This window comes from Ochrobactrum sp. S1502_03 (genome assembly GCF_044435015.1).
Taxonomy (GTDB): domain Bacteria; phylum Pseudomonadota; class Alphaproteobacteria; order Rhizobiales; family Rhizobiaceae; genus Brucella; species Brucella chromiisoli.
The window spans coordinates 59,548-78,369 of sequence record NZ_JAYEXN010000016.1; the positions used below are offsets into that span (position 1 = coordinate 59,548).

Here is an 18,822-nt window from a genome sequence, read left to right on the forward strand (position 1 = left end):
AATGATTTTCAGACGACCATTTCGTTTTGAGGATGCATTGCAGCGAGAATCGATCCGCAGCGGGTCTGAATGAATTCAGGCACCTCAGTTGCAGGCATCGGACGCCCCATCAGAAAGCCCTGTACTTCACCGAAATTCTGTTTTCGCAAACATTCAAGTTGCTGCGTGGTTTCCACGCCTTCGGCCGTCGTGACAATCTGAAAGCCAGCACCCAGTGTGGCCACGGCCTGAATGATCGCAAGATCGCGGGTATCAAGCTCGATACCCGACACGAAACTGCGATCCACCTTGATCTTGTCGAACGGGAACGAGCGCAGATAACTTAGCGATGAATAGCCGGTTCCGAAATCATCCATGGCAATCCGCACGCCCAAACGACGCAACTCGAATAAGAGTTCAATGTTATGTTTGCTGTTTTTAAGAAACACCGATTCCGTGATTTCAAGTTCCAAACGCGCTGGAGACAGAGCCGCAGCGTCAAGAGCATCTGTCACCGAATCAAGCAGAAAGCTTTGATTGAACTGCACCGGAGAAAGATTGACGGAAACCTTGATATCGGCTGGCCAAGATGCAGCCTCGCGACAAGCTTGCCTGAGCACCCAGTCTCCGATCGGCCCTATCAGACCGGCTTCCTCCGCAACCGGAATAAATTCGACCGGCGACACCATGCCCAGCGATGGATGACGCCAGCGCAGCAAAGCTTCAAAACCGGATATACGCCCTGATTCGAGATTAAAAATCGGCTGATAATGGAGCTCAAACTGCTGCGCGGCCAACGCCATCCGCAGATCGGAAGTCATGGCGTGGCGCTTTTCGACGGCCAGTCGCAGCGAATGCTGGTAGAAACGGAACGTCCTGCGGCCATCAGCCTTGGCAGCATAAAGCGCAAGATCAGCACTCAGCATCAGCGCGTCAGGATCCTCGCCATGCAAAGGGGCATGGGCGATGCCAACACTGCAAGAGACGAATTCCATTGTATCACCAAGATCAAATGGATCCTGAAAGGACGAAAGAAGGCAATCAGCAAACATTGCAATCTGGGAAATCGTATCGCTGCGGAAGATAAAGGCGAACTCATCATCACCCAAACGCGCCAAAAACTGCTCGCAGGTTGTGATGCTCTTGAGGCGTGCGGCCACCTGCGTGAGCAGCAAATCGCCGATCTGGTGGCCCCTGCTGTCGTTGATGGTCTTAAAGTGATCGATATCAAGATAGAACAGCGCAAATGCCGGTGCGCGCTCACCCTTTTTCAGAATAGTTTCAATATATTGTGAAAAATAGGCGCGGTTCGGCAAATCGGTCAGACTATCGTGCATGGCAACATGTGTCATGCGCTGTGCGGTCTGTGTGCGCTCGGTAATATCTTCCATGAGCCCAATCAGATAACGTGAACTGCCACCATCAACGGGTGGGATTGGACGCTTGATGATCCGCAGCCTGCGTGGCGTCCCGTCCGCGCTACGAATATCACGCTCAAGGGTCAAAACACCCTCGCGGCGCATCGCCAGACGATCCTGCTGCGTCAGAAGCTTTGCTTCCTCACGTGGGAAAACTTCCGTATCAATTGAGCCAATTACATCCTGAATTTTATAACCGCTTATCGTGGATGCAGCCTTGTTATAGAGAAGGTAACGGCCTTTGTCCTGCATGTCCTTGATGAAGACGCCAAGCGGCATATTGTCGATAAGGCCATCAAGCAACGACTGGGTATGGCTCGCCTGACGGTTGGCCTCCTCAAGCGCGGTCATATCCTGCACGATCGCAAGAATTGCCCGCCTGCCTTCAAAGATGACCTCACGCCCATAGGTCACAACATCAATGATCTGGCCATTGGCTTTGAGGTGCTGCCAGCCTTCGGGCCGCTCCAGATCACTTCCACTGCGCACAGCATCCAGCATCCGGTCCCGCTCGGCTTGCGGACGAATATCCAGAACCGTCATCTCAGGTATTTTGTGAGCCGGGTATCCATAAAGCGCGTAAGCCGCTTCATTCATCACGATAAAACGCAATGTCTTTGGATCATACACCCACATAGGTGTCGGGTGCGTTGTAAAGAGAATGCGAAAATCCTCTTCGGATGTGCGCACCAAAGCAGCGTCCGAGTGAGCCCCACCGGCTTCCCGATTCCTCATCATTGTCCCCTCATCAGACTGGCCCTGATCCAATCTCCCCGCGAGAGGATGTCTCCAGGAATAAAGTAAGTCGTCTGCAATGGACGACATTCTCCCCTGCATTGATTTAACGCATGGTTATTTAAAAAGTCATATAGAAAATTGGGGTGCTTATAAATTTATTTGCAGATTGCAATTCTTAAGGCTGCTTGACCCACCTGCCGTTCCGTCCTATGCCTAAAGCACAAAATTCGTTGGGGTGCCTCATCAGAGGCTGAGAGACGCTGATCGCGTTAACCCATTGAACCTGATCCGGGTAATACCTGCGTAGGGAACGGAGTTTGGCGCGTCGCGAACAAGGAGGAAATATCCTCCATGGGGCAAAGCCCCAAAAGCAAGTTCATGACGTCTCAATTTTCCGTTCGGAATGAGAGACGACATGATGGACTTAAGACAAAGCCTCTCCCGAACCAAAGCAAGCAGTGGCGCATCCGTGCCTATCTGCGTGACGATTGCCGGCTCCGACAGCAGCGGCGGCGCGGGCATTCAGGCTGATCTCAAGAGCTTTTCAGCGCTCGGCGTCTATGGCGCGAGCGTGATCACCGCAATCACAGCGCAGAACACACTGGCCGTCACAGCTGTCCATGACATTCCGTCTGAAATCGTTGCTGCGCAAATCGATGCCGTCTTCAGCGATCTCAATGTGGCTTCCGTCAAAATCGGTATGGTTTCCGTGCCGCAAACCATTCTGGCCATCGCCAAGGGCCTTGCATCATTCTCCAGACCGGTGGTTCTTGATCCGGTGATGGTCGCGAAATCCGGCGACCGGCTTTTAAGCGAGGCCGCGATCTCGACATTGCGCGATGAACTGATCCCACTTGCAAGCGTTCTGACGCCCAACAGGCCGGAAGCTGCCTGCCTGCTCGATTGTGCAACTGCGCGCAATGACGATGAGGCGGAAGAACAGGGGCGCGCCCTGCTCAAGCTCGGCGCAAAGGCCGTGCTCATGAAGGGCGGACATGCCGAAGGCGACGTCTGCACTGACCTCCTCATCCGTACCGATCTGCCGACAATCCGACTGGAAGCGCCACGTATCGACACACAGAACACCCACGGTACAGGCTGCACGCTTTCGTCAGCCGTTGCAGCCGGCCTTGGCAAAAACTTGGTCTTAGAACAGGCACTTCAAGAAGCGCACAGCTACCTGCAAGCGGCCATCCGAGCGGCAAACAGCTTGCAAGTCGGCAGCGGCCATGGGCCCGTGCATCACTTTCATAATTTATGGGAGACAGTGTGATGCGCGTCACCATCATTGGCGCTGGCGTTGCTGGTCTCGCTTGCGCTGCGGAATTTAACGATCAGGGACATGCTGTCACCGTGATTGCGAAAAGCACCGCAATCGGCGCTGACTGCTGCTCATGGTTTGCAGGCGGCATGCTGGCACCATGGTGCGAAGGCGAGAGTGCGGAAGAACCCGTCGTCAGACTGGGACAAGAGGCGATTGGCTGGTGGGAACGGCATGTCTCAACGGTCCATCGCAAGGGCACGCTGGTCATATCGCATAATCGCGATGCAACCGAGCTTCGCCGCTTTGCCCGTCGCACCCAAGCCTTTGATACGATTGATCAAGAACAGATTGATGCACTGGAACCGGACCTTGCAGGCCGTTTCCGGCAGGGGCTTTTCTTTGCGCAAGAAGGCCATCTCAGCCCACGGGAAACACTGATTGAGCTTGCCGAAAACCTGCAAAAGAAAGGCGTGGTCTTTCATCTCGGACAAGATGCGAAAGACGTCAAAATCGACACAGATATAACGGTTGATGCACGTGGTCTGGCAGCACGCGATCAGCTTACCGATCTGCGCGGTGTGAAGGGCGAAATGCTGATTGTCCGCTCGCGCGACATCAATCTTTCGCGTCCTGTGCGCCTGCTGCATCCGCGCATTCCGCTTTACATCGTACCGCGTGGCGACGGCATCCACATGATCGGCGCAACCATGATCGAAAGCGATGAACGGGGCGGTATCAGCGTTCGCTCGACACTTGAAATGCTAAGTGCCGCCTATGCACTGCATCCTGCCTTTGGCGAGGCAGAAATTCTGGAAACCGGCGTCGATGCCCGCCCCGCCTTCCCCGACAATCTGCCGCGTGTGCGCAAGCGTGGCCAAACAATCTATGTCAACGGGCTTTACCGGCACGGCTTTCTGCTCTCGCCTGCGGTTGCACGCATGGCGGTTGCAGCAGCAACCGGGGCCGAACAAGGACAAGAATTTTTAGAGGAAATGGCATGACCATTGTTCTGAATGGCGAGGTCTTTGAGACCACGAGCACCAATCTTTTCGCTTTGCTTGCAGAAATCGAACTTGATGAGGCGGTGGTGGCAACCGCGCTCAACGGTGAATTCATTGCAGGCGACGAGCGCGAGGAAACCCTGATCACCGAAGGCGACCGTATCGAAGTTCTCGCCCCCATGCAGGGAGGCTAAGATGCTGGAATTTTACGGAAAAACATTTGATAGCCGCCTGCTCTTGGGAACGGCGCAATATCCATCACCCGCTATTCTTGCCGACAGCGTTCGCGCGTCCAAGACGGAAATCGTGACGGTCTCGCTTAGGCGCGAGAGCGGGAACCAGCGTGCAGGTCAGGACTTCTGGACCCTCATCAAAGATTTGGGTGTGTCGGTTCTGCCCAACACGGCAGGCTGTCACACGGCGCGGGAAGCTGTGACCACGGCAAAAATGGCGCGGGAAGTTTTCGGCACCAACTGGATCAAGCTTGAAGTCATCGGCGATCACGACACGTTGCAACCCGATCCATTCGGGCTGGTCGAAGCAGCGCGTATTCTCTGCGACGACGGTTTTGACGTCTTTCCCTATATGAATGACGATCTGGTGGTGGCGGAAAAACTGATTGAGGCAGGCTGCAAGGTGCTGATGCCTTGGGGTGCGCCGATTGGTTCAGGTCGCGGTCTCAACAATCCTTATGCGCTGAAAACCATGCGCGCGCATTTCCCCGATATTCCACTGGTTGTGGATGCAGGGATTGGTGTGCCATCGCACGCTGCAACCGCCATGGAGCTTGGCTTTGATGCCGTGCTGATCAACACCGCCGTTGCCAAAGCGGGTGATCCCGCCGCCATCGCCCGCGCTTTTGCGCTCGCTGTTGAAGCCGGTCGCATCGCCTATGAAGCGGACCCGATTGAAGCCCGCGACATGGCTGCCCCCTCCACCCCCCTTATCGGAAAGGCGTTTGTGTAATGGCCCTTGATCCGTTCTACCCGATCTTTGACAGCGCCAGCTGGTGTGAGCGCATGGTGCCGCTTGGCATCAAACTCGTGCAGCTGCGCATCAAGGATAAGAGCGATAGCGAATTGCGCACCGAAATCCGCGCAGCCCGCGACATCTGCGCCCGCTATGATTGCCAGCTCATCATTAATGACTACTGGAAACTGGCTATTGAGGAAGGCTGCGACTTCATCCATCTCGGTCAGGAAGACCTTGATGACGCCGATCTTGATGCAATCCACGCGAGCGGCGTGAAGCTCGGTGTATCCAGCCATGATGAGGCAGAACTTGATCGCGCATTAGCGCTACGGCCTGCCTATATCGCACTCGGTCCGGTCTATCCGACCATTCTAAAAAAGATGAAATGGCATGAACAAGGACTGGACCGCGTCAGTCAATGGAAAGCCACCCTCGGCGATATTCCGCTCGTTGGCATTGGCGGCATGAATGTGGATCGTGCGCCGAGCGTCTTTAATGCAGGTGCTGACATTGTTTCAGTCGTCACCGACATCACTCTCAATCCCGATCCCGAAGCCCGCGTGCGGGAATGGATCGAAGTTACACGCCCCTATGTAATTTAGTTTCAGGAGGAAACATTGAAAAAACTGATTTTTGCTGCGCTTTTCAGCGCCACGGCTTCGTTCGCCCTGATGACAGCGCAGGCAGCAGAAGCAAACGACAAATTCAAACTCATACTCGACTGGTATGTAAACCCTGATCATGGCCCGATTATCGTGGCCGACAAGCTCGGTTACTTCAAGGATGCGGGTCTTGATGTGGAAATCATCGCCCCTGCGGATGCATCCGTGCCGCCCAAAATGGTTGCGGCTGGACAGGCTGATCTCGCAATTTCCTATCAGCAGCAGGTGCATCTTGATGTCCACGCCGATATTCCGCTGATCCGCGTTGGTACTCTTATCGATTCCCCGCTCAACTGCCTGATGGTGCGTGACGATGGTTCCGTCAATGCAATTGCCGATCTCAAAGGCAAGAAGATCGGCTTCTCGGTAGCCGGCGTTGAAGAAACACTGCTCGGCACAATCCTCGGCAATCACGACATAAAACTTTCTGATATCGAGCTGATCAATGTGAATTTCTCTCTGGCACCGGCGTTGATGTCAAAGCAGGTCGATGCCGTGATGGGCGCCTATCGCAACATCGAACTCAACCAGATGGCGGTTGAAGGGGTTGCTGGCAAATGCTTCTTCGTCGAGGAAGAAGGCGTGCCGGTCTATGACGAGCTGGTCTATGTTGCCAATGCAAACAAACTCGATGCTGCGGAAAAGGAGAGGATTTCGCGCTTCCTTGCAGCCACCGAAAAAGCCGCGCAATATATCGTCAATCATCCGGAGCAAAGCTACGATCTGTTTGCGTCTTATAGTTCTGAACTCAAAGGCGAACTGAACCAGCCCGCATGGAAAGACACAGTGGCCCGTTTCTCACGCTCGCCCGCAAGTCTCGATTACGGACGCTGGAACCGCTACGAAGCCTATCTCAACGAAAACGGTCTCGTGCCTTCGATCCTGCCGGTTGAGAAACTGGCGATTGATGTGAATGCGAAAGGCGACAAGCCATGACGACCACTCAACCGCTTTATTCATCCGAACTATTCACCCGCCTGCGTGCCGCAACGCTTGAAGACTGGGCTCCCTATATCGATCATGAATTCGTGCGCGGACTGGGCGATGGCACGCTGCCGAAATCGGCATTCCTGCATTATCTCAGGCAGGATTATGTCTATCTGCATCACTATGCCCGCGCCTTTGCGCTGGGTGTTGTGAAGGCAGGCAGCTTGCAGGAAACGCGGCTCTGTGCCGAAATCATGCATGGACTAACTGTCACGGAACTGCCGCTGCATGTCGGCATCTGTGCACGCGAAGGCATCAGTGAAGACGATCTTTACAACACGCGTGAAGAGCCGGAAAACCTCGCCTATACGCGTTACGTGCTCGATTGCGGACAGGCAGGCGATTTCCTCGACCTCTTGACCGCACTTGTGCCCTGCGCGCATGGCTATGGCGAGATCGGCGTCAATCTCGCGGCCACTGCCCATACCGGCACGCCCTATCAGGAATGGATCGACACATATGCAGGCGCTGATTATCAGGAAATGTGCCACACGGTTGGCAGGCTTTTTGATCAGGCCGCAATGAACCGCCTCGGCCCGGATTTCGAGAACAGTCCGCGCTGGCCAAAGCTCTGCCAGATTTTTGCAACCGCCAGCAGGCTTGAAGCAGATTTCTGGTCGATGGGCCTTAAAGGAGCATGACGAGCGTGATACCTCGCTCGCGCAAAAAACGCATCGCCGACGGATTTTCGTCGGCGATTGCTGTGCTGATATTGTGGCAGGCCGTGGTGAGCATCTGGCAGATGCCGCGCTTCATCCTGCCCGGTCCGCTCGACGTTGTGCAGTCGCTGATTACCAATGCGCAGCTGATTGCCGATAATGCCGTCGTGACATTTGGCGAAGTGCTGGGCGGGCTGTTTCTGGGTTCCGCCATTGGCGTGCTCACAGCTATCGCGCTGATGATGTCGCCGATCGCACAACGGCTCGTCATGCCCATGCTGGTGTTCTCTCAAGCGATTCCAATCTTTGCGCTGGCCCCGATCCTCACCCTCTGGCTCGGCTATGGACCGGCATCAAAAATTGCCGTCACCATTTTGATGATCTTCTTTCCAGTCGCCTCCACTTTTCTTGATGGAATGCAGCGAACCGATCAGACACTGATCAATGCCGCTGAAAATCTCGGTGCCAAACGCTTGCAGATTCTGTTTCGCGTGCGCATTCCCGCAGCTTTCCCTTCGCTTGCGTCAGGATTAAGCCTTGCAGCCGTCTATGCGCCCATCGGTGCTGTGGTCGGCGAATGGGTGGGAGCATCGAAAGGCCTTGGCTATCTGATGCTGCTGGCTAACGGCCGCGCCAAGGTCGATCTGATGTTTGCAAGCCTGTTTGTGCTGGCCGCCTTCACCATGATCCTGCATGCAACAATCGCGCATTTTGCGCGCAAGCTCGCCGCATGGCCCCGAAAGCTGTAAGGCAGCATTTTTGCCACACTCAATAGGCCGAAAACAAATTTCTGCATTTTGCCACTTGGCAAATAGATTTGCTCATTTATTGTGCACACATCTGAAACACTGGCAAGAGGTATGAGATGCGTGTCTATCCATTTCCGTCGGTGCCCGGTGTCAACGCGGGCGCTTCCGAGCTTTAAGTCCTTGGCCCGCAATAGAGGCTAAGGCCTCACTGTCCTTTCCCAAAGGGCGCATTCCTAAACACTTCCAAATTTGCCGCAGCTCTTAGCAGCTGTTTGTTTTGTCTTCGTTTTCACGCATGTGCCGGCGCAAAACCGCATCGCACTTCTTGCTGAAAATGCTTTTAAAGGAACCAGAATCCGCGCTTGTGCGGTCTGGTAATATTCATATGGCCCGGTTTCGTATCAATTTCCGGGGGCCTGTTTTCCGCAGCGTCCTCGGCTACACCTTCAGCCACTGGCGAAGTCAGCCTCTGCGGCTGACGCTGATCATCATCAGCATGCTGCTTGCAACAGCCGCAGATGTTCTCACACCGCTCTATTCAGGGCGGCTGGTTGATGCCCTTTCACTCGGCAAGGATGGGGCGTGGGATGCAGCCATTCATGCGCTGATCATGCTGCTTGCGCTGGGTGCTTTGGCGCTCATCACACGTCAGCTGACCTTTTATGTCATCACGGACTTCACGCTGAAGATCATGAGTGACATGGCCGCGAGCGCGTTTCACAAGCTGCAACGCTTTTCGACCGACTGGCATGCCAATGCCTTTGCCGGATCGACCGTGCGTAAGGTTTCGCGCGGTATGTGGGCGCTTGATCTGCTCAATGACACGCTGCTGCTTGCGCTTCTGCCATCAATCCTGATGCTGTTCGGCTCGGTTGCACTGCTTGCATGGTACTGGCCAATGATGGGCGTGCTGGTGGCAATCGGCTCTGTGCTTTTCATCGTCTGCACGATTGTGATTTCACTGGGCTTTGTTGCGCCTGCGGCAACACTTGCCAACAGCTGGGATACACGACTTGGCGGTGCTCTGGCCGATGCCATTTCATGCAATGCGGTTGTGAAGGCATTCGGTGCCGAAGCACGCGAAGACGGACGTCTTGCACGAGTCGTTACCAAATGGCGCTCGCGCACACGCCGCACATGGCTGATCGGCACGCTCAACGGCTTTATTCAAGGTGCAAACCTGCTCATCATGCGCGGTGTGGTGATTGGCTTTGCGCTCTATCTCTGGAGCCAAGGGCAGGCAACGGCGGGTGATATCACCTTCGTTCTGACGGCCTTCTTCATGTTGCAGGGCTATCTGCGTGATGTGGGTATGCATATCCGCAACCTACAGCGTTCGGTCAACGACATGGAAGAACTGGTTCAGATTGAGGCCGAGCCTTACGGCATTGCCGACAGGTCCGGTGCTGGCGCAATCAGGATCGGAAATGGCGAGATCACGTTTGATAACGTCACCTTCCATTATGGCAATCATGATGCAGCACTGTATCGCGACTTTTCGGTCAGGATCGAAGCCGGTGAACGGATTGGTCTGGTTGGTCATTCAGGTTCGGGCAAGACGACCTTCGTCAAGCTGATCCAGCGTCTTTATGATGTCAGTGGCGGTGAGATCCGCATTGACGGACAGAACATTGCCGAAGTTACACAGGCTTCACTTAGATCGCAGATTGCTATCGTGCAGCAGGAACCGATCCTGTTTCACCGCACACTGGCCGAAAACATTGCCTATGCCCGCCCCGGTGCAACACAGGCGGAGATTGAAGAAGCTGCAAAGCTTGCAAGCGCGCATGATTTCATCATGCGTCTGCCAAAGGGCTATGCGACACTTGTCGGTGAGCGCGGTGTGAAGCTTTCGGGCGGTGAACGTCAGCGTGTGGCGATTGCCCGTGCGTTTCTGGCCAATGCACCGATCCTTATTCTGGATGAGGCGACATCAAGCCTTGATTCAGAATCGGAAGTGCTGATCCAGCAGGCTATGGAACGGCTGATGATCGGTCGCACAACGCTCGTGATTGCACACCGGCTTTCAACGGTTCGTGCGCTTGACCGCTTGCTGGTCTTCGACAAGGGCCAAATTTTGGAAGAAGGCGATCACGATGCGCTTATCCGCAAGCCCGGCGGTATCTATCGCCGTCTGTTCGAACGGCAGGCGCTGGAACTGACCAAAGGGCTTGAACTGCCATAAAGAAAATGGGCCGGGAAACCGGCCCATTTTTTAATTGGAAACCTTGCCTGATGATTGCCGAATAATCAGCTTGTAATCGATATGGCGTGAAGGCGATGCTTCGCCGGTTTCAATCTGGCTGAGCAACATATCCACTGCGTCATAGGTCATTTCGCGGATTGGCTGATGCACGGTGGTAATCTGCGGCGAAACCATGCTCGAAATGGCACTGTCATCGAAACCTACGATCGTCAAATTGTCAGGCACGGCGATCTTATAATCATAGGCAATCTGAAGAACCGCCGCCGCCATATCATCATTGGAGGCAAAAACAGCCGTCGGCCTGTCTTGCAGCGATAAAAGTTTTCGCCCTGCTTCCAACCCACTTGCGAAACTGAAGCCGCCTTGCGCTTCATAATCAGAATTATGCGTAATACCCGCCTGATCCAGCATCTTGCGATAGCCCTCAACGCGCAACTGCGCTGAACGATGCGTAAGATCGCCAAGGACGATTGCAATCTTCCTATGTCCCAAATCAAGCAGATATTGCATGAGATCGCAGGTTGCTTTCTCATCGTCAATCGCAATGCTGTCTGTGGGATGCACGCCAAAATCACCCGCCACACGCGTAAACGGCATCGCGGATGCAATCAACTCCTGCAAAATTTCCGGATCGTCCGACATGGGGGGCGTTACGATAATCCCATCAAGACCGGACGCGTGCGCTGTTTCGATCAGCGAGCCGCGAATATCTGCACGGTTCTCGACGGGGAATATCAGAAGCCGGTAGCGGGTGCCGCGCAGACGATCCAGCGCGCCGATCTGCAATTCCGTGACATAGCTCTGGCTCGGATTTTCAAAGAAAAGCCCGATGAGATGCGAGCGGCGCTCTACCAGATTGCGCGCTGCGGCATTGGGGCGATAGCGCAATTCAGCACCCGCCTCTTTTACCCGCTCACGGATCGTGTCGCGGACATTCGGCTCGTCATTATAAACACGCGAAACGGTTTTGATCGACACGCCGGCAAGACGCGCCACATCATGGATGGTTGCTCTTTTATTGGATGCGGCCATGGCCGGAATGCACTCTCTCCCAAGTGATATGCATCATCTACTAGCTGCTTTGCTATTTAACGCAAAGAGTTAAATCAAACATATCTTTGAGCGGGTGAGAAAGCGCTTTTCACGACCATTATCGAGCGAGAACATGCCGCCGCGTCCGGGAACGACATCAATGATCAGTTCAGTGTGTTTCCATGCCTCATATTGCGAACCGCTGATATAAAATGGTGCGCCGCCGATTTCGCCGAGCTTCACGTCAGCGTCAGACAGCAGCAAATCGCCCTGCGGATAGCACATCGGCGATGACCCATCGCAGCAACCGCCAGACTGGTGGAACATAATCGGTCCATATTCAGCCTGCAATTCAGCGATCAGCTCCAGCGCTGCATCGGTCGCTGTGACCTGCTGTTGTTCCAAGACTTGCGGCATGGTTCCTCCTCCCACAGAGCGCGTTTCGATCTGATAAAATCAGATCGGCGCTCTACAGTCTTTTGCTTGAAGCATAATCTTATCGATCCTCACTCCGCTCCGGTCGGATTATGCTATACAAAAGCCGCCGCATTGCTACGGCGGCTCTGATGATAGTATGGACCGATTACTGCGTCAGGTCCATAACCACGCGGCCTTCGATCTGGCCTGCGCGCATTTCATCAAAAATCGCATTAATATTGTCGATCTTATCGGTGCGGATGGTCGCCTTAACTTTGCCATCTGCTGCAAAGTCGATCGATTCCTGCAAATCAAGACGCGTACCAACGATGGAGCCGCGCACGGTCACACCATTGAGCACCATGTTGAAAATCGACAGCGGAAATTCGCCAGCCGGAAGACCATTCAATGCGATTGTGCCACCACGTGCAGCCATGCCGATGGCCTGCTCAAAAGCCTTTGGCGAAACAGCTGTCACCAACACGCCCTGCGCGCCGCCATGGGTTTCTTTCTTGATATAAGCTGCCGGATCATTATGCGTCTTGGCATTGACCGTGACCGTCGCACCAAGCCTGCGCGCAAGATCAAGCTTCTTGTCATCAATATCAACGGCAGCCACATTAAGCCCCATGGCCTTGGCATATTGCACCGCCATATGGCCAAGCCCGCCAATACCGGAAATCACCACCCAGTCGCCCGGCTTGGTGTCGGTGACCTTGAGGCCCTTATAAACCGTCACACCTGCGCAGAGGATCGGCGCAATTTCGTTAAACTCGATGTTTTTTGGCAAGTGGCCAACGAAATTCGGGTCGGCAACCACATAATCAGCAAAGCCGCCATTGACTGAATAGCCAGTATTGAGCTGCTCTTCGCAGAGCGTTTCCCAACCACCAAGACAATGCACACAATGACCGCAAGCCGTGTAAAGCCATGGAATACCGACGCGATCGCCTTCCTTCACATGCTTGACACCCTTGCCCACGGCAGAGACAAAACCGACGCCTTCATGACCCGGAATGAATGGCGGGTTTGGCTTTACCGGCCAGTCGCCTTCAGCAGCATGAAGATCGGTATGGCACACGCCGGATGCCTGAATTGCTACCTGAATCTGACCATCGCCCGGCACCGGAATTGGCACTTCATCAATGGTCAGCGGCTTGCCAAACTCGCGAACCACAGCAGCTTTCATTGTCTTAGCCATTTCGAAAACATCCTTCTGTTTTATATCGCGCATCTTTTCCAGAAAACCGCTTCACACTTTTCGGGATGCGCTGTAACGGGTCGGATTGGCAGGCACCGAGGCCGGCCAACCCGACCCTTTCCTGGGAGGAAACAAGGAAAACGGCCCGGGATTGAATATCCCGGACCATTTTGTTCTTTTAGAAGAAGCCAAGCTTCTTCGGGCTGTAGCTCACCAGCATGTTCTTGGTCTGCTGATAGTGGTCGAGCATCTTGAGGTGGTTTTCGCGACCGATACCCGACTGCTTGTAACCGCCGAATGCCGCATGCGCCGGATAGGCGTGATAGCAGTTGGTCCAGACGCGGCCAGCCTGAATGGCGCGACCAAAGCGATAGGCGCGCGTGCCGTCACGGGTCCAGACACCGGCACCGAGGCCATAAAGCGTATCATTGGCAATCGCGAGCGCTTCGGCGTCGTCTTTAAAGGTCGTGACCGACACAACAGGACCGAAAATTTCCTCCTGGAAAATCCGCATCTTGTTGTTGCCCTTGAACACGGTCGGCTTGACGTAATAGCCACCTGCGAGATCACCGGCCAGCTCATTGCGTCCACCACCGGTCAGCACTTCCGCGCCTTCCTGCTTGCCAATATCGATATAGCTGAGGATCTTCTCAAGCTGCTCGCTGGAGGCCTGCGCACCGATCATGGTTGCCGGATCAAGTGGATCACCCTGCACGATGGCTTCAACGCGCTTCAATGCCCGTTCCATGAACTTGTCGTAGATCTTTTCATGGATCAGCGCACGGCTTGGACAGGTACAGACTTCGCCCTGATTAAGCGCGAACATCACAAAGCCTTCAATTGCCTTGTCAAAATAATCATCATCTTCGGCTGTCACGTCGGAGAAGAAGATGTTTGGCGACTTGCCACCCAGTTCCAGCGTCACTGGAATGAGGTTCTGGCTGGCATATTGCATAATGAGACGGCCAGTCGTCGTTTCACCCGTAAAGGCGATCTTGGCGATGCGCGGGCTTGAGGCCAGCGGCTTGCCCGCTTCAAGACCAAAGCCATTGACCACATTCAGCACACCATCAGGCAACAGATCGCCGATGACTTCCATCAGAACGAGGATCGAAGCAGGTGTCTGTTCAGCAGGCTTGAGCACCACGCAGTTACCGGCGGCAAGGGCTGGTGCGAGCTTCCACACAGCCATCAAAAGCGGGAAATTCCATGGGATGATCTGGCCGACAACACCGAGTGGCTCATGGAAATGATAAGCAACCGTATCGTGATCGATTTCGGAAATGCCACCTTCCTGCGCACGGATTGCACCGGCAAAATAGCGGAAATGGTCGATGGCCAACGGCAGATCGGCATTGGTGGTTTCACGTATCGGCTTGCCATTGTCCCATGTTTCGGCAGCCGCGAGCTTTGGCAGATTGGCTTCAATACGATCAGCAATCTTGTTGAGGATCACTGCGCGTTCAGCAGGGCTTGTCTTGCCCCAGGCTTCTTTTGCTGCGTGCGCTGCATCAAGGGCTGCTTCAACATCCGCCGCTTCAGAACGCGCGACTTCGCAAAGCACCTGACCATTGACCGGCGATGTATTTTCGAAATAGCGGCCCGACTTGGGTTCTACCCATTTGCCGCCGATGAAATTGCCATAACGTTTGGCAAACTCCGGCTTTACGGAGCGATGAAATTCAACCTTGTTCATGGTATTCCTCCCGAAATTCAACGCCGCTCCTACGGCGTTTCAGACACAATGTGGCGCGGCTCTTGGGAGGAGTCATCCAGCGCCTCGTAATATGCTGCATCAATGTGTCTCAATAATGAGACACATTGGAAAAACTAATTTGGCCGTGTGATTTTAAGGCGATTAAGCTTACGATGAAGCGTGGCACGGCTGATGCCCAGAAGCTTGGCTGCCGATGAAACATTGCCTTCGGCACGCGCGATGGCACGGAGAATGACGCTTCGTTCAGACTCTGCCATATCCTCACGCGGATCGGCATTCCAGCCAAGAAGATCAGCCGCAGGCAAGGCGGTCGCAAGAGCATCATCGGTCAAATCGAGCGAAAGGCGGGCTGCGCGCGTGGCACCGATCACCAGATCGTCTTTATCAACCGCAATCAGTGCGCCGCCGGTGCGGTCAGCACTTGGGGCCAGCATAATGCGCGCATCCGGGAAAGCCTGCCGGAAATTCTCGGCTTCAATCCGCCGTGCAGCGTCAATGACCGCGACTGAAATCAGTTGTACGAAAGCCTCTGTCAGATCACTGCGACAGGACGAAACATCAAGTGCCGCCATCAGACGGCCCTGATGGTCATGAATGGGTGCTACCGTGCAGGAAAGTCCAATATTGCGCGTATGAAAATGCTGGTCACGATGAATGGTCAAAGCGCGCTGTTCGGCAAGACAGGTGCCAATTCCATTGGTGCCCTCGACCGCTTCGCTCCAGACCGCACCCGTCCATAGGCCCCAGTCATAAAACGTATCGTCGTCACCCGCCGCACCACGGCGCTCAACCGGCACGCCTTGACTGTCAGCCAGAAGCACGCAGCAGCCCACGCCACCAACCGCCATATAAAGGCGGTCCATGCTGGCCTGTGCGATGCTGATCACGCGTTCCATACGCTGACGCGCATTGCGCAATTCATGATCGGAAAGCGTTTGAACAGCCCCCACTTCCGCAGGATCAAGCCCATAGAGGCGCGAAGACCGTCGCCATGAGGCGACCAGCGCCGAACGCGCAGCACCGCCCGTATCAATAGCGGACTGAATACGGTCAGCATGAACTCGGTCTTGCGGTGCACCCATGTTTTCCTCCCAGAAAGGCTGGAAACCGCCGAATGGAAGGATAATGACTTTTTATAGGACAGGTTGCAAGCGAACCGTTACGCGACTTTGGTAGCTTCGATAAAAGTTTCGAGAGCAGCAACCTCGTTTACGCTCAAACGCAAGCCAAGCTTGCTACGGCGCCAGAGAATATCTTCTGCCGTATGCGCCCATTCATGCTCCATGAGATAGCGCACTTCAGTCTCGTAAAGATCGCTGCCAAAATGCTGTCCAAGCTCGGCCAATAACGTCGCTTTTCCCAGCAGAACGCGCGCGCGGGTTCCATAAAGCTTAAACAGGCGGTGGGCATGGGGTACTGACAAGAACGGATAATCCGCTTTTAGCTTTTCAAGCTCCTGATCGAAAGCCGTTGCTTCAAAATCACCGCCCGGCAGAGAAGCTGCATGGGTCCATGGCGCGCCCTTTTTGCCCAGATGATGCTCGATCTTCTCAAGCATATGTTCGGCCAGTTTGCGGGCTGTGGTCAGCTTACCGCCAAACACATTGATCAGTGGTGCGGCACCCTGCGGCGCATCTTCTTTGAGCACATAATCGCGGGTTGCTTCCTGTGCCTTGCTGGCCCCATCATCATAGAGCGGGCGCACGCCGGAATAGGTCCAGACAATATCCTCTCTGCGCACCGGCTCGCGGAAATATTCACTTGCCGCAGCACAGAGATAATCGGTTTCCTGGTCGCTGATTGCGACTTTGGCCGGGTCGCCCTTATAATCCTGATCTGTGGTGCCAATCAGCGTGAAATCATCCTCATAAGGAATAGCGAAGATGATACGCCCATCATTGTTCTGGAAGAAATAGGAGCGCGGGTCGGAGAACTTTTGACGCACCACGATGTGGCTGCCCTGCACCAGTCGCACATTGTGCAGTTGGCGATCACCTTCGACACCTTCCAATACCTTATCCGCCCATGGACCGGCAGCATTGACCAAGAGACGCGAACGAAACTCTTCGCGCAGACCGGTATCGATATTTTCAAGCGTTACCGTCCATGCTTCATGATCGCGGCGCGCCGAGACCACCTTTGCACGCGTGCGGATCATCGCACCACGATCAGCCGCATCGCGCGCAGTCAGCGCTGTAAAGCGCGCATCATCCACCCAGCAATCGGAATATTCGAAAGCTTTGGTGAAAAGCGGCTTCAAAGGTGCGCTCGAGGGATCGGTGCGCATATCAAGTGTGCGCGTGGCTGGCAGCTTCTTGCGGCCACCTAAGTGATCATAGAGAAACAGGCCAAGACGCAAAAGCCATGCCGGGCGGACCCCGCCCTTATGATAAGGCAACACAAAACGCATCGGGTGGATCAGATGCGGCGCGTTGGCCCAAAGCACCTCGCGCTCCATCAGCGCTTCGCGCACCAAGCGGAATTCGTAATGCTCCAGATAGCGCAAACCGCCATGAATGAGCTTTGTGGCACGCGACGAGGTGCCACTTGCCAGATCGTTCATCTCGGCAAGCCCAACGCTAAAGCCACGACCAACCGCGTCTCTTGCGATGCCGCATCCATTGATGCCGCCGCCAATTACGAAAATGTCGAATATTTTATCTTGTGCCATGGCGAAACCTGAAGATCCTCTCCGATCACCAAAGCGAATATAATTGATTTAATACGAAAGCAAAACGAAAATGAAACGAAACTACGATTCTTTCTGTTCTGCGAAGGCTTCTTTCACCGTTTCGATGAGTTCGACCTCATTTTCACGGCACAAATCGCGCAATTGCTGTGAGGGGCATCGATCGGTGATGAAGCTGTGAACCTGCGAAATATGTCCGAGACGAACGGGCGCTGCTCGCTCCAGCTTGGTCGAGTCGCTCACCAGAATGACGTGGCGCGCATTGGCGATGATCGCCTGTGCCACCTTCACTTCGCGGAAATCAAAATCCAGCAGCGCACCATCCTCATCGATTGCCGACGCGCCGATGATTGCGTAATCGACCTTGAACTGCCGAATGAAATCAACCGCCGCCTCCCCGACGATACCGCCATCGGACGCACGCACAACGCCGCCAGCAATAATGACCTCAATCTCGGGATAAACGCGCAGGGTATTGGCGACATTGATATTGTTGGTGATGACCATCAGATTGTTATGATCAATGAGCGCGTGGCTGACAGCCTCGGTGGTCGTGCCGATATTGATGAACAGCGACGCACCATCGGGAATCATTTCAGCGGCCGCACGACCGATGAGCTCCTTTTCATGCGCTGCAATGCGGCGCCGCGCTTCATATTCCATGTTTTCCACGCCGGATGGATAAAGCGCACCACCATGAATACGGCGCAGCAAACGCGCCTTGCACAGATCATTGAGATCCTTGCGCACCGTCTGCGGCGTTACATCGAAAACACTCGCCAGATCATCGACGAGAACCTGCCCCTGCCTGCGGGCGATATCCAGAATTGCATTGTGACGAGGGGTAAGCTGCATTTTGTTCCCGGCAATAGAATTGTTCTTATAACAGGTTCGTAATTTCGCTGTTTTGCTAAAGAAAGCAACCGCTTGATGAAAAATCAGGGAGAAACTCATTGTCTCTCCACACCGCTTGTTGATTTTTACAATCCATCAGACACACACCCTACTCTTTCTTCTGGGTGCACATAAACCTAGCGCTCGTGGACAAAGGTTGACTGCGGAATCGATTTTTGATTCAAAGCTTCCATTTGGAGGCTACTTTGGGCGAACGGATCGGTTTGACAGACGAGG

17 protein-coding genes and 1 riboswitch are annotated in these 18,822 nt (G+C 54.4%); of the genes, 9 read left to right on the top strand and 8 right to left on the bottom strand.

The window, feature by feature from the left end; translation table 11 throughout:
- Positions 1-8: 8 nt before the first annotated feature.
- Positions 9-2,132 (bottom strand): bifunctional diguanylate cyclase/phosphodiesterase, encoded by a 2,124-nt coding sequence (locus VBH83_RS12150; protein ID WP_265983828.1) that lies wholly within the window; start codon positions 2,130-2,132, stop codon positions 9-11.
- A 224-nt stretch (positions 2,133-2,356) separates the two neighbouring features.
- Positions 2,357-2,462, top strand: a riboswitch (TPP riboswitch).
- A gap of 91 nt (positions 2,463-2,553) precedes the next feature.
- Here VBH83_RS12150 and thiD point away from each other — a divergent pair.
- From thiD to VBH83_RS12195, 9 genes are all read left to right on the top strand, one after another.
- The gene (thiD, locus tag VBH83_RS12155; protein ID WP_396997904.1) at positions 2,554-3,408 is read left to right on the top strand and encodes a bifunctional hydroxymethylpyrimidine kinase/phosphomethylpyrimidine kinase; all 855 of its coding nucleotides are present in this window, start codon (positions 2,554-2,556) and stop codon (positions 3,406-3,408) included.
- On the top strand, positions 3,408-4,400 hold the full coding sequence (thiO, locus tag VBH83_RS12160) for a glycine oxidase ThiO (protein WP_265982786.1): 993 nt from the start codon (positions 3,408-3,410) through the stop codon (positions 4,398-4,400). Before thiD ends, thiO begins: the two co-directional genes overlap by 1 nt.
- Complete coding sequence (gene thiS / locus VBH83_RS12165) at positions 4,397-4,594, top strand: sulfur carrier protein ThiS (protein ID WP_265982785.1); 198 nt, start codon at positions 4,397-4,399, stop codon at positions 4,592-4,594. Before thiO ends, thiS begins: the two co-directional genes overlap by 4 nt.
- A 1-nt stretch (position 4,595) precedes the next feature.
- Entirely contained in the window at positions 4,596-5,366 is a 771-nt protein-coding gene (locus VBH83_RS12170) for a thiazole synthase (RefSeq protein ID WP_265982783.1), read from the top strand.
- Positions 5,366-5,974, top strand: coding sequence for a thiamine phosphate synthase (locus tag VBH83_RS12175; RefSeq protein ID WP_396997894.1), 609 nt, complete (start codon positions 5,366-5,368; stop codon positions 5,972-5,974). The genes VBH83_RS12170 and VBH83_RS12175 overlap by 1 nt, the downstream gene beginning before the upstream one ends.
- Before the next feature lie 15 nt (positions 5,975-5,989).
- Complete coding sequence (locus tag VBH83_RS12180) at positions 5,990-6,970, top strand: ABC transporter substrate-binding protein (protein WP_396997896.1); 981 nt, start codon at positions 5,990-5,992, stop codon at positions 6,968-6,970.
- Complete coding sequence (gene tenA / locus VBH83_RS12185) at positions 6,967-7,662, top strand: thiaminase II (RefSeq protein ID WP_265982777.1); 696 nt, start codon at positions 6,967-6,969, stop codon at positions 7,660-7,662. Before VBH83_RS12180 ends, tenA begins: the two co-directional genes overlap by 4 nt.
- Complete coding sequence (locus VBH83_RS12190) at positions 7,659-8,429, top strand: ABC transporter permease (protein ID WP_265982775.1); 771 nt, start codon at positions 7,659-7,661, stop codon at positions 8,427-8,429. Before tenA ends, VBH83_RS12190 begins: the two co-directional genes overlap by 4 nt.
- Positions 8,430-8,814: 385 nt before the next feature.
- Positions 8,815-10,614 (top strand): ABC transporter ATP-binding protein, encoded by a 1,800-nt coding sequence (locus VBH83_RS12195; protein ID WP_265982773.1) that lies wholly within the window; start codon positions 8,815-8,817, stop codon positions 10,612-10,614.
- A 30-nt stretch (positions 10,615-10,644) separates the two neighbouring features.
- Here VBH83_RS12195 and VBH83_RS12200 read toward each other — a convergent pair whose 3' ends face one another.
- The 7 genes from VBH83_RS12200 to VBH83_RS12230 form a co-directional block, all read right to left on the bottom strand.
- Positions 10,645-11,667, bottom strand: a complete 1,023-nt coding sequence (locus VBH83_RS12200) for a LacI family DNA-binding transcriptional regulator (RefSeq protein ID WP_265982772.1) — start codon at positions 11,665-11,667, stop codon at positions 10,645-10,647.
- Between the two features lie 69 nt (positions 11,668-11,736).
- The gene (locus VBH83_RS12205; protein WP_265982771.1) at positions 11,737-12,084 is read right to left on the bottom strand and encodes a DUF779 domain-containing protein; all 348 of its coding nucleotides are present in this window, start codon (positions 12,082-12,084) and stop codon (positions 11,737-11,739) included.
- A 166-nt stretch (positions 12,085-12,250) separates the two neighbouring features.
- Positions 12,251-13,285, bottom strand: coding sequence for an alcohol dehydrogenase AdhP (adhP, locus tag VBH83_RS12210; RefSeq protein WP_265982770.1), 1,035 nt, complete (start codon positions 13,283-13,285; stop codon positions 12,251-12,253).
- 178 nt (positions 13,286-13,463) lie between these two features.
- On the bottom strand, positions 13,464-14,981 hold the full coding sequence (gene adh, locus VBH83_RS12215) for an aldehyde dehydrogenase (protein ID WP_265982769.1): 1,518 nt from the start codon (positions 14,979-14,981) through the stop codon (positions 13,464-13,466).
- Positions 14,982-15,115: 134 nt separating this feature from the next.
- The gene (locus VBH83_RS12220) at positions 15,116-16,084 is read right to left on the bottom strand and encodes a GAF domain-containing protein (protein WP_265982768.1); all 969 of its coding nucleotides are present in this window, start codon (positions 16,082-16,084) and stop codon (positions 15,116-15,118) included.
- A gap of 77 nt (positions 16,085-16,161) precedes the next feature.
- Positions 16,162-17,673, bottom strand: a complete 1,512-nt coding sequence (gene glpD / locus VBH83_RS12225; RefSeq protein WP_265982766.1) for a glycerol-3-phosphate dehydrogenase — start codon at positions 17,671-17,673, stop codon at positions 16,162-16,164.
- A gap of 81 nt (positions 17,674-17,754) precedes the next feature.
- Positions 17,755-18,546 (bottom strand): DeoR/GlpR family DNA-binding transcription regulator, encoded by a 792-nt coding sequence (locus VBH83_RS12230; protein ID WP_265982765.1) that lies wholly within the window; start codon positions 18,544-18,546, stop codon positions 17,755-17,757.
- Positions 18,547-18,822 lie beyond the last annotated feature (276 nt).

Bases quoted from the DNA above. Each gene is read 5' to 3' on its own strand.
- VBH83_RS12150 (WP_265983828.1), bottom strand. From the start codon at position 2,132: ATGAGGAATCGGGAAGCCGGTGGGGCTCACTCGGACGCTGCTTTGGTG.
- glpD (WP_265982766.1), bottom strand. From the start codon at position 17,673: ATGGCACAAGATAAAATATTCGACATTTTCGTAATTGGCGGCGGCATC.
- VBH83_RS12190 (WP_265982775.1), top strand. From the start codon at position 7,659: ATGACGAGCGTGATACCTCGCTCGCGCAAAAAACGCATCGCCGACGGA.
- VBH83_RS12205 (WP_265982771.1), bottom strand. From the start codon at position 12,084: ATGCCGCAAGTCTTGGAACAACAGCAGGTCACAGCGACCGATGCAGCG.
- VBH83_RS12200 (WP_265982772.1), bottom strand. From the start codon at position 11,667: ATGGCCGCATCCAATAAAAGAGCAACCATCCATGATGTGGCGCGTCTT.
- VBH83_RS12170 (WP_265982783.1), top strand. From the start codon at position 4,596: ATGCTGGAATTTTACGGAAAAACATTTGATAGCCGCCTGCTCTTGGGA.
- VBH83_RS12230 (WP_265982765.1), bottom strand. From the start codon at position 18,546: ATGCAGCTTACCCCTCGTCACAATGCAATTCTGGATATCGCCCGCAGG.
- tenA (WP_265982777.1), top strand. From the start codon at position 6,967: ATGACGACCACTCAACCGCTTTATTCATCCGAACTATTCACCCGCCTG.
- VBH83_RS12175 (WP_396997894.1), top strand. From the start codon at position 5,366: ATGGCCCTTGATCCGTTCTACCCGATCTTTGACAGCGCCAGCTGGTGT.
- adhP (WP_265982770.1), bottom strand. From the start codon at position 13,285: ATGGCTAAGACAATGAAAGCTGCTGTGGTTCGCGAGTTTGGCAAGCCG.
- thiD (WP_396997904.1), top strand. From the start codon at position 2,554: ATGGACTTAAGACAAAGCCTCTCCCGAACCAAAGCAAGCAGTGGCGCA.
- thiO (WP_265982786.1), top strand. From the start codon at position 3,408: ATGCGCGTCACCATCATTGGCGCTGGCGTTGCTGGTCTCGCTTGCGCT.
- thiS (WP_265982785.1), top strand. From the start codon at position 4,397: ATGACCATTGTTCTGAATGGCGAGGTCTTTGAGACCACGAGCACCAAT.
- VBH83_RS12220 (WP_265982768.1), bottom strand. From the start codon at position 16,084: ATGGGTGCACCGCAAGACCGAGTTCATGCTGACCGTATTCAGTCCGCT.
- VBH83_RS12195 (WP_265982773.1), top strand. From the start codon at position 8,815: ATGGCCCGGTTTCGTATCAATTTCCGGGGGCCTGTTTTCCGCAGCGTC.
- adh (WP_265982769.1), bottom strand. From the start codon at position 14,981: ATGAACAAGGTTGAATTTCATCGCTCCGTAAAGCCGGAGTTTGCCAAA.